We start from the raw sequence: 14497 nt of genomic DNA, 5'->3' as shown, positions 1-14497 counted from the left end.
ACCGGGCCGTACGGCCGGCGGGCGCACTGCGCCGGTCCCACGCCGCCCCGCCTCACGGCACCGCGTACAGCACCTCCCCGCGCGGCCCCCGGGCCACCGGCCGCAGCGCGGCGTCGTCCAGCGCGCCACGGCGGTCCAGCACCCAGCGCACCTCGTAATCCCGCTCGGTGCGCCGCCGCTCGGCCGCGGACGTGTCCGCGGCGAAGTACGCCCGGGTGACGGCGGTACGGCGCTCCTCGTCGGCGAGGAAGAAGTCCGGGTAGCCGGGGGCGACCGTATAGGGGCCGTACGCCGGCACCTGGCGGGCGACCCGGCCCTCCGCCATGACGACGTCGCCGTACCGCACCCAGCGGGTGATCCACCCGTACCCCGGCCACGGCCGCCGGTACTTCTCCGCGACCGGACCCGGCAGCGCGTCGGCCGGGACCACGTACCCGAGCGCGCCCGCCTGCGCCCAGGCACCGGCCAGCAGCGCCCCGGCGAGCAGCGCCGCCCACACCGACCGCACCCGCCGCGATCCTTCCCCCACGACCGCGAGCGCCGCCGCGAGCTGCGCCGGGATCACCGCCGCCGGCAGGGCCCTCGCCCAGGAGTGGTGCCCGGTGACCCGGCCCGCCGCGACGGCCAGCACGCCCAGGGCGCAGAACACCACCAGCGGATCGCGGTGGTCACGCCGCCACCGCCCCACCAGCGCGGCCACCCCGAGCAGCACCAGTGCGAACCGCGCCGCCGGATGCGCGTACAGCACCCGGTGCACCGTCTCCAGCCGTTCCCCGGCGTCCGCCAGCGCGAAGAAGTCGTAGTACGGCCACGCCCCCAGCACCGAGACGCCCAGCAGCAGCGCGCCGCCGAGCCGGGGCCACACCGCGCGCCCGGGACGCGCGGCGGCCACCGTGGCGGCAGCGCCGGCCGTGGCCACCACCCCGGAGAACTGGTGGCAGAGCAGGATCACCGCCCACAGCACGCCCAGCCCCAGCCACACCCCCCACCCGGCCGGCCGGCGCAGCGCCCCGCTCAGCCAGGTCCAGAAGTGGAAGGCGAGCCCCAGCGTGAAGGTGCTCGGGTACGCCGCCGTCAGGGCCAGCGAGTGCAGCCCGGTGAACCCGCTCCACAGCAAGGGCTCGGTGCCCCACAGCAGCAGCAGGGACAGCAGCGCGAGCACGGGCGCGGCCGGGTGCGCGCTCAGCGTCCGCACGTACCGCCACACGCCCGTGACCAGCAGCGCCAGTCCGGCCGCGGCGGCCGCCCGCAGCACCACGAACACGTCCAGCCCGGTCACCCGGGCCGCACCGCCGAGCACCAGCGTCCACGGCGAGTAGTAGGGGCTCGGGGTGTTCGCGTCGACCAGCGGGTTGCCGGGGGCGAGCGGGGCGTGCCGCAGCCGCTGCACGGTCGCCGCGTGGATGCCCAGGTCGCCCATCCACGGCAGCCGTACGACGACCAGGGCCAGCAGCAGCAGGACGAGTCCGGTGACGCCCGTGGCCAGGACCCGGCCGGCGGCGGCCGGGCGGAGCGCGGAGCGCCGTGTGCCGGTCTCCCCGGACATCCCGGACGACGAGAATCGGACAGTCACAGGGGAGCCCTATCCCGTTACGGCACCGTGCCCACGGGTTCGCCGCCGATTCCCGCCCAACGCACCACACACGCGCGAGGGGCGCCCCGGACCGTGACGGCCCGGGGCGCCCCTCGACGGGTCCGGTGCGCTACGAGTTCCTGAGCAGCGTGCGCATGGTCCGCATCGCCACCGACAGGTTGGCCAGGTCGAACGCGTCGGAGTTGTGGATCTCCTCCAGCGTGCTGCGGGCCCGGCCCAGCAGCGCCGCGTTCTTCTGCTCCCACAGCGCGAAGCGCTGCTCCGGCGTCGACGTGCCGTCGCCCTCCGCCAGCACGTCCGCGGTGACCGCCGCGTGCGCCGCGTACAGGTCCTCGCGGATCGCCGCACGGGCCATCGACTGCCACCGGTCGGCGCGCGGCAGCTCGATGATCCGGTCCATCAGCTGGGTGATGCGCAGCCGGTCGCCCAGGTCGTAGTAGACCTCGGCGACGTCCAGCGGCTCCTTGCCCATCCGGTCGGCCACGGACACGATGTCGAGCGTCGGGAAGGCGGAGGAGAATCCGGCGACCCGCGTGGCCAGCTCGTCCGGGACCCCGGCGCCGCCGAGCTCGTCGTAGATCTTCTGGTACCAGTCCAGGTCATCGCCGCGCAGCAGCTTGGGCAGCTGCGACCAGACGTGCTCCACCCGCTCGGCGAAGAACGACACCGTCTCCTCGAGCTGCAGCGGCTGCGGCCGGTTGTTCAGCAGCCAGCGCGTGCCGCGCTCCACCAGACGGCGCGAGTGCAGCCGGATCCGGGTCTGGGTGGCCGCGTCGACCTTGGTGTCGAGCGCCTCCACGCCGTCCCACACCACCGAGGAGCGGAAGATCGCGCGGGCCGCGGTCTGCGCCCGGACGATCTCCTCCAGCGACGCCCCGGTCTCCTCGCGCATCCGGTGCAGATACGTGGTGCCGCCGGTGTTGACCGTGTCGTTGACCAGCACGGTCGTGGTGATCTCACGGCGCAGCGGGTGCGTGTCGATGTGCTCCGCGAACTGCTCGCGCAGCGCGGTCGGGAAGTACGCGTGCAGCAGGCCCTTGAGGTACGGGTCGTCGGGCAGCGAGGTGTGCAGCAGCTCCTCGGCGACGGTGATCTTCGTGTACGCCAGCAGCACCGCCGTCTCCGGCCCGGTCAGGCCCTGCCCGGAGGCGAGCCGCTCGCGGATCTGCCGGTCGGTGGGCAGGAACTCCAGCGCCCGGTCCAGATGGCCCTCGCGCACCAGGTGCTTCAGGAAGCGCTGCTGCGCGTGGATCATGTCCTTCGACTGGGCGAGCGCGTTGGCGATGGCGGTGTTCTGCGCGTAGTTGTTGCGCAGCACCAGACGGCCGACCTCGTCGGTCATCTCGGCGAGCAGCTTGTTGCGCTGCTTCACCGTCATGTCGCCTTCCTTGACGAGCCCGTTCAGCAGGATCTTGATGTTCACCTCGTGGTCGGAGGTGTCCACGCCCGCGCTGTTGTCGATGGCGTCGGTGTTGATCCGGCCGCCGTGCAGCGCGAACTCGATCCGGCCGAGCTGGGTCAGGCCCAGGTTGCCTCCCTCGCCGACGACGGAGACCCGCAGGTCCTGCCCGTCGACGCGGATCGCGTCGTTGCTCTTGTCGCCGACGTCCGCGTGGGACTCGGTGGACGCCTTGACGTAGGTGCCGATGCCGCCGTTCCACAGCAGGTCGACCGGCGCCGTGAGGATGGCCTTCATCAGGTCGGCCGGGGTCATCTTGGAGATCTTCTCCTCGATGCCCAGGGCCTCACGGATGTGGCTGTTGAGCTGGATGGACTTGGCCGTGCGCGGGAAGACGCCACCGCCCGCGGAGATCAGCTCGGCGTTGTAGTCGGCCCAGCTGGAGCGCGGCAGCTCGAACAGCCGGCGGCGCTCGGCGTACCCGGTGGCCGCGTCCGGGTCCGGGTCGATGAAGATGTGCCGGTGGTCGAAGGCGGCGACCAGGCGGATGTGCTCGCTGAGCAGCATGCCGTTGCCGAACACGTCGCCGGACATGTCGCCGATGCCGACGACCGTGAAGTCCTCGCTCTGGGTGTCCACGCCCAGCTCGCGGAAGTGCCGCTTGACGGACTCCCAGGCGCCGCGCGCGGTGATGCCCATGCCCTTGTGGTCGTAGCCGGCCGAGCCGCCGGAGGCGAAGGCGTCCCCGAGCCAGAAGTTGTAGCTCTCCGCGACCTCGTTGGCGATGTCGGAGAAGGTCGCGGTGCCCTTGTCGGCGGCGACGACCAGGTAGGTGTCGTCCTCGTCGTGCCGGACGACGTCCGCCGGCGGCACGACCTCGCCGCCCACCATGTTGTCGGTGATGTCGAGCAGCGCGGAGATGAACGTCCGGTAGGAGGCGATGCCCTCGGCCATCCACGCGTCGCGGTCGACGGCCGGGTCGGGCAGCTGCTTGGCGACGAAGCCGCCCTTGGCGCCGACCGGCACGATGACGGTGTTCTTCACCATCTGCGCCTTGACCAGGCCGAGGATCTCGGTGCGGAAGTCCTCACGCCGGTCGGACCAGCGCAGACCGCCGCGCGCGACCTTGCCGAAGCGCAGGTGCACGCCCTCCACCCGCGGCGAGTACACCCAGATCTCGAACGCCGGGCGCGGCGCGGGCAGGTCCGGGATGGCCCGCGGGTCGAACTTCATGGAGACGTAGTCGTGCGGCTCGCCGCCCGCCGCCTCCTGGAAGAAGTTGGTGCGCAGCGTCGCCTTGATGACGGTGAGGAAGGAGCGCAGGATGCGGTCCTCGTCGAGGCTCGCGACCTGGTCGAGGGCGGCGTCGAGCTCCTCCAGCAGGGCGTCCACCAGCTCGTACCCGGCGCGCTGCCGGTCCGGCGACATCCGCGCCTCGAACAGGGAGACCAGCAGCCGGGTGGTGTGGACGTTGTGGCGGAGGGTGTCCTCCATGTAGTCCTGGCTGAAGGTGGACCCGGCCTGGCGCAGGTACTTGGCGTACGCGCGCAGCACCATCGCCTGGCGCCAGGTGAGCCCGGCGCTCAGCACGAGGGCGTTGAAGCCGTCGTTCTCCGCCTTGCCGGTCCAGGTCGCCGCGAAGGCCTCCTGGAAGCGCTCGCGGGCGTCGTCGCCGAGGTAGTCCACCCCGCCGCCGGGCGCCTGCGGCATGCGCAGCCCGAAGTCGTAGATGTAGGCGACGCTGCGGTCGTCGCACCGCAGCTCGTACGGCCGCTCGTCGATGACCTCGACGCCGAGGCGCTGCAGCACGGGCAGCACCGCGGACAGGGAGACGGCCTCGCCGGTGCGGTAGATCTTGAAGCGGCGCTCGTCGGGCGCCGCGCCCACCGGCTCGTACAGGCTGAGCGCGAAGTCCTGCTGCTCGCCCAGCTCCTCCAGGCGCACCAGGTCGGCCACGGCGCCGCGCGGGCTGTGGTCGGCCTTGTAGCCCTCGGGGAAGGCGTCCGCGTAGCGGCGCAGCAGCTCGGCGGCGCGCTCCTCGCCGAACTCGGTGGTCAGCGCCTCGGAGAAGCCGTCGGACCACGAGCGGGCGGCCTCCGCCAGCCGGGACTCGATGCGTTCCTTGTCGCTGTCGGACAGGTGGCGCAGCTCGGTGCCCTGCGGGACGCGGACGACGAAGTGCAGCCGGGAGAGGACCGATTCGGTGTTCCACGCGGTGAAGTCGACGCTGACGCCGCCGAGCTCCTCCTTGAGGATGTCGATGATCCGCAGCCGCACCGCGGTGGTGTAGCGGTCGCGCGGCAGGTAGACGAGGGCGGAGTAGTAGCGCCCGTACTCGTCCTGGCGCAGGTACAGCCGCAGCCGGCGGCGCTCCTGGAGGTAGAGCACCGAGGTGGCGATGGCCTGCAGTTCCTCGACCGGGGTCTGGAACAGCTCGTCGCGCGGGTAGGTCTCCAGGATCTGGAGCAGGTCGCGCCCGTCGTGGCTGTGCGGGGAGAAGCCGGCCCGCTCCAGGACGTCCTCGACCTTGCGGCGGATCACCGGCACCCGGCGCACGGACTCGGTGTACGCGGCGGAGGAGAACAGCCCGAGGAAGCGCCGCTCGCCGATGACGTTGCCGTCGGCGTCGAACTTCTTCACGCCGATGTAGTCCAGGTACGACGGCCGGTGCACGGTGGCGCGGCTGTTGGCCTTGGTGAGGATGAGCAGCTTGTGCTCGCGGGCCTTGGCGCGGGCGTCGGCGGGGAGCCGGTCGAAGGACGGGCTGACCGGGTGGTCCTCGTCGGTCGCGTGGTGCGGGTCGGAGCGCAGGATGCCGAGGCCGGTGCCGGGCACGGCGGCCAGCGAGTCGTCGGCGCGCAGCTCGTACTCGCGGTAGCCGAGGAAGGTGAAGTGGTCGTCGGCGAGCCAGTGGAGCAGTTCGCGGGCCTCCTCGACCTGCAGCGGGGGCAGGTCGGCGGGGACGGGCTCGTCGGGCAGCGCGTCGGCCAGCGAGGTGGCGGCCTGACGCATCTTGCCCCAGTCCTCGACGGCCTCGCGGACGTCGGAGAGCACGCGCAGCAGATCGGCGGTGATCTGCTTGAGGTCGCCGCGGTCGGTCTCGCGGTCGATCTCCACGTGGATCCAGGACTCGACGTGCGCATCGTGCGGCAGGTCGCGGGCGTCCTGCGGGAGGTCGCCGCTCACCGGGTCGGAGAGGACCTCGATCAGCTTGCCGGTGACGTCCCGGCGGACCACGAACTGCGGGTGGATCACCACGTGGATGCCGCGGCCCTGGCGGGTCAGCTCGTTGGTGACGGAGTCGACGAGGAAGGGCATGTCGTCGGTGACGACCTCGACGACGGAGTGGCTGCAGGTCCAGCCGTTCTCCTCGACGGTCGGGGTGTGCACCCGGACGTTCGCCGTGCCCTGCGGGCGGTTCTCGGCGAGCCGGCGGTGCGAGACGGCGGCCCCGAAGACGTCGACCGGGTCGCGGTCGGTGAGGTCTTCCGGGGCGGTGTGCAGGTAGTAGCGCTGGAGGAACGTGAGGACGGCATCCCGGTCGGGCGTGTCCCCCTCCGCGGTCCCAGTCGGCAGTTTCCCCCCGGCCGGGCTGTTCTCAGCTACCCGGGCGGCCCGATCGAGCAGCTCGGCCTTGGCTTCGTCCAGCTTGGTCTGCATGGTCCTCTGGCTCCTGTCGCGCGCCGTTGCGTGACGTAGAAGGAAGTACGGTCTCCGACCCTGTGGTGCGGCGGTACGACACGGGGTGTCCGGTCTGTGCCGACGGTATGCCGCAAGGTGAGAGGAGCGGGGGCTTCTCGGCGGAATTGAAGGGGTCCGACGGGTGTGACGTGGCTCTCCGTGACGCCGGGCTCCCTGGGGTGCGCCGCGTCCCGTGCCGCCCGCGAGGATCAGCGGTCGCCACCCGGTCACGGATGTCCTCCGTGCTCGCCGGGCGCACAGCGGGGACGCCACGGTCCCCGCGAGCTATCGCGCTGATCACGCTGCCTAGGCTATCGCTCTCCGGAGGGGCCCCGTCATGAGCCGTATGTGTACAAAACCGGGGGGCGAACTTTGACGTTTCGCACAGTGCGCCCGGGCTCCCCGGGTCAGCCGGAGACCGCCAGCCGTTCCGCCTGCGCCACGGCCTCGCTCAGGCTGTCGACCACCGGAACCCCGACCGCCTCCAGACTGGTCCGGCCGTGCGAGCCGCCGGTCCACAGCACGGCGTGCGCGCCCACGTGGAGCGCGGCCAGCGCGTCGTCGGCGGCGTCGCCGATGACCACCGTGCGCCGCGGGTCCACCGTGCCGCGCAGCGCGTCCAGGTGGCGCACCAAGTGCTCCGCCTTGCTTCCGCCGGAGGGGCCGGTGCGGCCGTCGACGCGTATGAAGTGGGAGGAGATACCGAAGTCCTCCACCAGCGGGACCAGCTCCTCGTGCCCGTACATGCTGAGGATCGACTGGCTGCGGCCCGCCGCCACCCACCCCGTGAGCAGGTCCTCCACGCCGTCGGCGAGACCGCAGCGCACCCGGTGCTCGGTGTAGTGGCGGTGGAAGACGGCGTCCATGACCTCCCACTCGGCCTGGCTGGGCATCCGGCCCATCAGCCGCTCGTAGAAGCGCGGCACCGGCACGCAGTACAGCTCCCGGTACCGCTCCAGCGTGATGGGTGCGAGGCCCAGCTCGGCGAAGGCCGCGTTCGTCGCCCCGATGACCGCGTCGACGTCGTGGAACAGCGTGCCGTTCCAGTCCCAGACGATGTGCGCGTCCGTGTGCGTCCCCATGCGGAAAACCTACCCGGGCCGTCAGGCGACGAGCTGCGGGATCTCCTGCGTCGCGAACCACAGCAGCTCGTGGTCCTCCGCGCCGTCCACGACGAACTGCGCGTCGTCGTCCCCCTTGTCCGCCGCGTCCAGCGCCTGCGCGGCGGCCGCCACGTCCTCCTCGGCGTCCTCCGCGTCGACGTGCACCGCGGCCGCCTTCGCCAGGCGTACGGGCCCGGCGAGGCGCACCTCGCCCAGCACGGCCGGGTCCGGGCCCCGGCCGGGTTCGGCGGAGGCCGCGCCGTCGGCCACGTCCACGGCGACCACGACCCGGCGGCGGGGCGCGGCGGGGTCGGCGGCGAGCAGACGCAGGGAGGCCAGCGCGGCGCGGCTGAGCGCGGCGTACTCCAGCTCCTCGATGTCGTCGGAGAGGTACCACTCGCGCAGCGCGGGCGTCACGGCGTACGCGGTGAACGGCCCGTCGCCCAGCTGCCCCGTCCTGTGCGCCTCGGCGAGCCCGGGGAGGGTGAGGGGGACGTAGACGCGCATGGTCGGCCGCTTTCGTCAGCTCGGATCACTACTTCGGCAAGGTCTCAGAATACGTCGCACCCGTCCCCCTTCGAGTCCTCGCCGCCCCCTCGGGAGCCGTCACCCTCGGTCCACGGATTCACCCGTCCCGCCCGTGTGAACAAGGGCGCCGGCAGGCGACCGGCCACCCGGATAAGTGAACTTCCCTCCCCGCCCCACGCACCCCCGCCCTTCCTTGCCCCGCCCCCGCACGGCCCCGTACAAGATCCACGTCACGAAGTTACTGCCCGGTACCCGGCTCCCCCGCCGGCCCGGCCTTCAGAACGGGGCCCTCGTGCACAAGGTCATGAGCAGAACACCACGCCGCTCCCCCGCAGCAGTCCCCCCACGCGTCCCCACGACAAACCCGTCCCTGGCCCCCTCCCCAGGCGCGGGCCGCCCCCGAGGAACAACCCCTCGCCGCACCCGGCCCACGGACAACCGCCCGGCGGGCCGGGCACCGGCGCGCGGCGGCCGCACGGGCCCAGGGCCGGGGGCGCCGTCCGCCGCGCCGCCCGAGCACCGGGGCGGGACGCCCACGGGTACGGCGCCCGAGCGCCAGGACGGAGCACCCGCCGACTTCCTCGGCACTCCGGGCCGGAGGTCCGACGGCACGGTGTCCGGGCCCCGGAGCCGGGTGCCGGCGGGCACGAGGCCCGGCGGCCGGGGCCGCCCACCCACAGGGACCGCGCCCGAGGGCCGGGGCGCGGCGCCCGCCGACACGGCCGGAGACCGCGGCCGGGTGCCCGTCGCAGCGCCTTTCCGGGCCGCGCGCAGGGCGCCGGACGGCACCGCGTCCACGCGCCCGGACGGGGTGCCTCGGGGCGTCCCCCAGCCCCGGCCCACCGACCGCTTCGCGGACCTGCTCGTCGCCGTGCTCAGCGGCCAGCGCCCCGTGCACGCGATGCTGCGGCACAGTGCCGGGCAGGCCTACGACGAGCTGATCCGGCTCGCGGAGCGCGGCCCGCTGCGGACGCGCGGGGCGCGGCCCGTCGTGCGGGACATCGGGTGGTTCGTGCCGCGCGAGGGCGCCATCGAGGCGTTCGCGCGGATCGGCGCCGGGGACAGGCTCCGCGCCATGGCGTTCCGGCTGGAGCGCGGCCGGGACCTCCGCTGGCGCTGCACCGCCGTCGAGCTGGGCGGCCCCCGCTGACGACCACGCGCAACGGCCGGGTCCTGGCACCCTCAGGTGCCCGGACCCGGCCGGCAGTGCCGTCGGTACGGCGATGTCACTTCTTGCGGCGACGCCCGCCCCGCGCCTGCTTCCGGCGCTCCGCGCGGGTCAGCCCGTCCGCCGACGAGCGCACCGGCTCGTCGTCGGTGGCCAGCTCGCCCTCGATGGTGCCGCCCTCGCCGTCCACCGTGGGAGCGGAGAAGTGGAGGTTCCGCCGCTGCGGGGCGTCCAGACCCTTCGCCCGGATCTCCGGCCGCGCCTGCGCCGGCACCGCGTCCTGCTTCTCCAGGTCGGCGGTCGGCTTGACGTCCTCGACCGGCACCTCCTCGACCTGCTGCTCGACCTGGACCTCCAGGTTGAACAGGTAGCCGACGGACTCCTCCTTGATGCCGTCCATCATCGCGCTGAACATGTCGAAGCCCTCGCGCTGGTACTCGACCAGCGGGTCCTTCTGGGCCATCGCGCGCAGGCCGATGCCCTCCTGGAGGTAGTCCATCTCGTAGAGGTGCTCGCGCCACTTGCGGTCCAGCACCGACAGCACGACCCGTCGCTCCAGCTCACGCATGATCTCGGAGCCGAGCTGCGCCTCGCGCGCCTCGTACTGGGCGCGGATGTCGTCCTTGATGGACTCGGAGATGAACTCGGCGGTCAGACCGGCACGGTCGCCGGCCGCCTCCTCCAGCTCCTCGATCGTGACGCTCACCGGGTAGAGCTGCTTGAACGCGCCCCACAGCCGGTCCAGGTCCCAGTCCTCGGGGAAGCCCTCCGCGGTCTCCGCCTGGACGTACGCGTCGATGGTGTCGTCCATGAAGTGGTGGATCTGCTCCTGCAGGTCCTCGCCCTCCAGGACGCGGCGGCGCTCGCCGTAGATGACCTCGCGCTGCCGGTTGAGCACCTCGTCGTACTTCAGGACGTTCTTACGCGTCTCGAAGTTCTGCGTCTCCACCTGCGACTGCGCGGACGCGATCGCACGGGTGACCATCTTGTTCTCGATCGGCACGTCGTCCGGCACGTTCGCCATGGACATCACGCGCTCGACCATCTGCGCCTTGAACAGCCGCATCAGGTCGTCGCCGAGCGACAGGTAGAAGCGGGACTCGCCCGGGTCGCCCTGACGGCCGGAACGACCGCGCAGCTGGTTGTCGATACGCCGCGACTCGTGCCGCTCCGTGCCCAGCACGTAGAGGCCGCCGAGCTTCTCGACCTCCTCCTTCTCGGCCTTCACGGCCTCCTCGGCGCGCGCCATGGCCTCCGGCAGGGCCGCGGCCCATTCCTCGATGTGCTCCTCGGGGTCGAGGCCGCGCTGCCGCAGCTCCGCCTCCGCGAGGTCCTCGGGGTTGCCGCCGAGCTTGATGTCCGTACCACGGCCGGCCATGTTCGTGGCGACCGTGACGGCGCCGCGGCGGCCGGCCTGGGCGACGATCTGCGCCTCACGCTCGTGGTGCTTGGCGTTCAGCACCTCGTGCTGGATGCCCCGCTTGCTGAGCTGCTGCGACAGGTACTCGGACTTCTCGACCGAGGTGGTGCCGACGAGGATCGGCTGGCCCTTGCGGTGCTTCTCCTCGATGTCGTCGACGACCGCCTCGAACTTGGCGACCTCGGTGCGGTAGATCAGGTCCGACTGGTCCTTGCGGATCATCGGCCGGTTGGTCGGGATGGGCACCACGCCGAGCTTGTAGATCTGGTGGAACTCGGCGGCCTCGGTCATCGCCGTACCGGTCATGCCGGACAGACCCGGCAGCTCCTTGCCGCTGTGGTCGTGGCGCTTGTAGAGGCGGAAGAAGTTCTGCAGCGTGATCGTGGCGAGCGTCTGGTTCTCGTCCTTGATCGGCACGCCCTCCTTGGCCTCGATGGCCTGGTGCATGCCCTCGTTGTAGCGGCGGCCGGCGAGGATACGTCCGGTGTGCTCGTCGACGATCATGACTTCGTCGTCGATGATGACGTAGTCCTTGTCCTTCTTGAAGAGCTCCTTCGCCTTGATGGCGTTGTTCAGGTAGCCCACGAGCGGGGTGTTCACCGACTCGTACAGGTTGTCGATGCCGAGCCAGTCCTCGACCTTGGCGACACCGGACTCGTGGATGGCGACCGTGCGCTTCTTCTCGTCGACGTCGTAGTCGCCGGTCTCCTCGATGCCCTTGAGCGGGTTGCCCGGCTCACCGCGCTTGAGGCGCTTCACCAGCTTGGCGAAGTCGCCGTACCACTTGGTGGCCTGGTCCGCGGGGCCGGAGATGATCAGCGGCGTACGGGCCTCGTCGATGAGGATCGAGTCGACCTCGTCGACGATGGCGAAGTTGTGGCCGCGCTGCACCAGCTCTTCCTTCGACCACGCCATGTTGTCGCGCAGGTAGTCGAAGCCGAACTCGTTGTTCGTGCCGTAGGTGATGTCGCACGCGTACTGCTCGCGGCGCTGGGCCGGCGTCATGTTGGCGAGGATGCAGCCGACGCTCAGGCCCAGGAAACGGTGGACGCGGCCCATCATCTCCGAGTCGCGCTCGGCCAGGTAGTCGTTCACCGTGATGATGTGGACGCCCTCGCCCGACAGGGCGTTCAGGTACGCGGGGAGCGTGCCGACGAGGGTCTTGCCCTCACCGGTCTTCATTTCCGCCACGTAACCCATGTGCAGGGCCGCGCCGCCCATGATCTGGACGTCGTAGTGGCGCTGGCCCAGCACGCGCCGGGCGGCTTCGCGCACCGTGGCGAAGGCCTCGGGCAGCAGGTCGTCCAGGCTCTCACCGTCGGCGTAGCGCTGCTTGTACTCATCGGTGAGGGCCCGCAGCTCGGCGTCGGAGAGGCCTTCGAAGTCCTCTTCGATGGAGTTGACCTGGTCCGCGATGCGGTGCAGCTTGCGCAGGATTTTGCCTTCGCCTGCACGCATGATCTTCGAGAGGACGGACACGGGGGTTGGTCTCCTTGCCGGTCGGGCCTGGGACGGTCGGTTTCCGTTTCACTGACTGAGCAACGGCCATCGTATGCGAGGACCCCGTCGCGCCGGGAGGCCTGCCGGGGCGGTGACCGTCCGCCGCAGCCGAACCGTGGCACGGCCGCTACACGGACAACGTCCCGGGCGCCCGGATGGTGCCGCACGCATACGGCGAATCACACGCAGGGTGATCATCGTTCCGCCCGGGCCGAAGGGATGGCGCCCGCCGCCGCGACGTGCGCAGAATCGCCCGATGGAACCCGTCACGCTCACCACCGACCGTCTGCTGCTGCGTACCGTCGGCCCGCAGGACGCCGACACGGTGTACCGGATCTGCCAGGACCCGGACATCCAGCGCTGGACCACGATCCCTTCGCCGTACCTCCCCGAGCACGCGCGCGGTTTCACGGAGCAGATCGCCCCCGACGGCTGGGCGAACGGCACGATGTTCACCTTCGGCGTCTTCCTGCCCGCCGGGGAGCTGACGGGCATGCTCGGCATCACCATGCGGTCGTTCGCGACGGGCGAGATCGGCTTCTGGAGCGCCAAGGAGCACCGCGGCAACGGCTACATCACCGAGGCCACTGTGGCCGCGTGCCGCTGGGCCTTCACCCGGATGTCCATCGACCGCATGGAGTGGCGCGCCGAGGTGGGCAACACGGCCTCCCGCGCGGTCGCCGAGCGGGCCGGCTTCACGATCGAGGGCGTGCTGCGCTCCTCGCTCGTCAACAAGGGGGTGCTGCGGGACGGCTGGGTGGGCTCCCTGCTCCCCTCCGACCTGGGCCTTCCGTCCACCACCCCGTACGTGCCGGCCCGGGCCTGACGAACGTGCCCCGCGGGGCGCCCGCGTTGTCAGTGGGGCCCTCTAAGGTGCGGACGTATGACGACCCTGCCGCGTCCGACCACGGAACTCTCGGCCGACGAGGCCCGCCGCATCGCCCTGCGGGCCCAGGGACTCCTCGGCGTCCCCGACCGCCGCGCCGGTGTGCGCGGCGTCCTGCGCCACCTCGGCGCGGTGCAGCTCGACACGATCTCCGTCCTCGCCCGCTCGCACGAGCTGATCCCGTACGCCCGGCTCGGCGCGGTGGGCCGGCGCACGGTGGAGGAGGCGTACTGGAAGCAGGGCGACCAACCCGCGCACACGTTCGAGTACTGGTCGCACGCCGCGTGCATCCTCCCCGTCGAGGAGTGGCCGCACTTCGCCTTCCGCCGCCGCGCCTACCGCGCCCGTCCGCACTGGAACCACGACCTGCCCGACGGCGTGTACGACCAGGTCGTCAAGCAGCTGCGCACCGAAGGGCCGCTGACCGCCACCGAGCTGGGCGGCGCGAAGCGCACCAGCGAGTGGTGGGACTGGTCCGGCACCAAGGTCGCCGTGGAGCGCGCCCTGATGTACGGCGAGGTGGTGTGCGTGGAGCGTCGCGGCTGGAAGCGGGTCTACGACCTGGCCGAGCGCGCCGTGCCGGCCGCACTGCTGGCCGAGGAGCCGTCGGACGAGGAGTGCCTGCGCCGGCTGGTGGGGCTGGCCGGGCGGGCGCTGGGCGTGGGCACCCGCGCGGACATCGCGGACTACCACCGTCTCAAGGGCGAGCAGGTCGACGCGGTGATCGCCGACTCGGGGCTGGTGCCCGTCACGGTCGAGGGCTGGTCCAAGCCGGCCTGGGCGGACCCGGAGGCCCTGGCCACACCCCCGCGCGGACGGCACCGCACGACGCTGCTGTCCCCGTTCGACTCCCTGATCTGGGAGCGGGCACGCACGGAGCGGATCTTCGGCTTCACCCACCGTCTGGAGGCGTACGTCCCCAAGCCCAAGCGAGTCCACGGCTATTTCGCGATGCCGGTGCTGGCGGGCGGGCGGCTGGTGGGCCGCGTGGACCCGGCGCGCGAGAGCCGCACGCTGGTCGCCAAGCAGGTCACGCTGGACGGCCGCAAGGCGGCGCCGCAGGTGGCGCAGGCGCTGGTGGAGGCGGCGGGCTGGGTGGGTTGCACGGACGTCCGCGTGGAGCGGGTGGACGCGCCGGAGCTGCGCGAGCCGCTCATCGCGGAGCTGGCCCGGCTGCTCGCCTGAGGTCAGCGGGCCGGCAGGGCAGCGGGGGCCGGC

Annotated in this window: 8 protein-coding genes; 3 read left to right on the top strand and 5 right to left on the bottom strand. The window is 72.0% G+C overall.

Annotated elements, in window-relative coordinates; translation table 11 throughout:
• Window positions 1-52 precede the first annotated feature (52 nt).
• The 4 genes from ELQ39_RS19545 to ELQ39_RS19530 all read right to left on the bottom strand — a co-directional run bounded on the left by ELQ39_RS19545 (window position 53) and on the right by ELQ39_RS19530 (window position 8284).
• On the bottom strand, window positions 53-1573 hold the full coding sequence (locus ELQ39_RS19545) for a hypothetical protein (RefSeq protein ID WP_242593083.1): 1521 nt from the start codon (window positions 1571-1573) through the stop codon (window positions 53-55).
• 130 nt (window positions 1574-1703) lie between these two features.
• Window positions 1704-6653, bottom strand: coding sequence for an NAD-glutamate dehydrogenase (locus ELQ39_RS19540; protein WP_225644904.1), 4950 nt, complete (start codon window positions 6651-6653; stop codon window positions 1704-1706).
• Window positions 6654-7081: 428 nt separating this feature from the next.
• Entirely contained in the window at window positions 7082-7756 is a 675-nt protein-coding gene (locus ELQ39_RS19535; RefSeq protein ID WP_190000905.1) for an HAD family hydrolase, read from the bottom strand.
• A gap of 21 nt (window positions 7757-7777) precedes the next feature.
• Entirely contained in the window at window positions 7778-8284 is a 507-nt protein-coding gene (locus tag ELQ39_RS19530; protein ID WP_190000906.1) for a DUF6912 family protein, read from the bottom strand.
• 760 nt (window positions 8285-9044) lie between these two features.
• On the opposite strand from ELQ39_RS19530, the gene ELQ39_RS32560 reads away from it, so the two are divergent.
• The gene (locus ELQ39_RS32560; RefSeq protein ID WP_356807690.1) at window positions 9045-9455 is read left to right on the top strand and encodes an Rv3235 family protein; all 411 of its coding nucleotides are present in this window, start codon (window positions 9045-9047) and stop codon (window positions 9453-9455) included.
• A gap of 76 nt (window positions 9456-9531) precedes the next feature.
• Here the strand turns inward: ELQ39_RS32560 and secA are convergent, their stop codons facing one another.
• Entirely contained in the window at window positions 9532-12372 is a 2841-nt protein-coding gene (secA, locus tag ELQ39_RS19520) for a preprotein translocase subunit SecA (protein ID WP_190000908.1), read from the bottom strand.
• A 277-nt stretch (window positions 12373-12649) separates the two neighbouring features.
• Between secA and ELQ39_RS19515 the strand changes: the two genes are divergently transcribed.
• Together ELQ39_RS19515 and ELQ39_RS19510 are read left to right on the top strand one after the other, a co-directional pair.
• Window positions 12650-13219, top strand: coding sequence for a GNAT family N-acetyltransferase (locus ELQ39_RS19515; protein ID WP_225629566.1), 570 nt, complete (start codon window positions 12650-12652; stop codon window positions 13217-13219).
• A 57-nt stretch (window positions 13220-13276) separates the two neighbouring features.
• A complete protein-coding gene (locus tag ELQ39_RS19510) occupies window positions 13277-14464 on the top strand; it encodes a winged helix-turn-helix domain-containing protein (RefSeq protein WP_242593079.1) in 1188 nt (395 codons plus the stop codon).
• The last annotated feature ends 33 nt before the right edge of the window (window positions 14465-14497 follow it).

The organism is Streptomyces sp. GB4-14 (assembly GCF_022696125.1).
GTDB classification, from domain to species: domain Bacteria; phylum Actinomycetota; class Actinomycetes; order Streptomycetales; family Streptomycetaceae; genus Streptomyces; species Streptomyces werraensis.
Note: the sequence above shows the minus strand (reverse complement) of the source record. Positions and strands in the feature narration are given on the sequence as shown.

Excerpts from the sequence above, each read along its gene's own strand:
- ELQ39_RS19540 (WP_225644904.1), bottom strand. The coding sequence starts at position 6,653 with ATGCAGACCAAGCTGGACGAAGCCAAGGCCGAGCTGCTCGATCGGGCC.
- ELQ39_RS19535 (WP_190000905.1), bottom strand. The coding sequence starts at position 7,756 with ATGGGGACGCACACGGACGCGCACATCGTCTGGGACTGGAACGGCACG.
- ELQ39_RS19530 (WP_190000906.1), bottom strand. The coding sequence starts at position 8,284 with ATGCGCGTCTACGTCCCCCTCACCCTCCCCGGGCTCGCCGAGGCGCAC.
- ELQ39_RS19515 (WP_225629566.1), top strand. The coding sequence starts at position 12,650 with ATGGAACCCGTCACGCTCACCACCGACCGTCTGCTGCTGCGTACCGTC.
- ELQ39_RS19510 (WP_242593079.1), top strand. The coding sequence starts at position 13,277 with ATGACGACCCTGCCGCGTCCGACCACGGAACTCTCGGCCGACGAGGCC.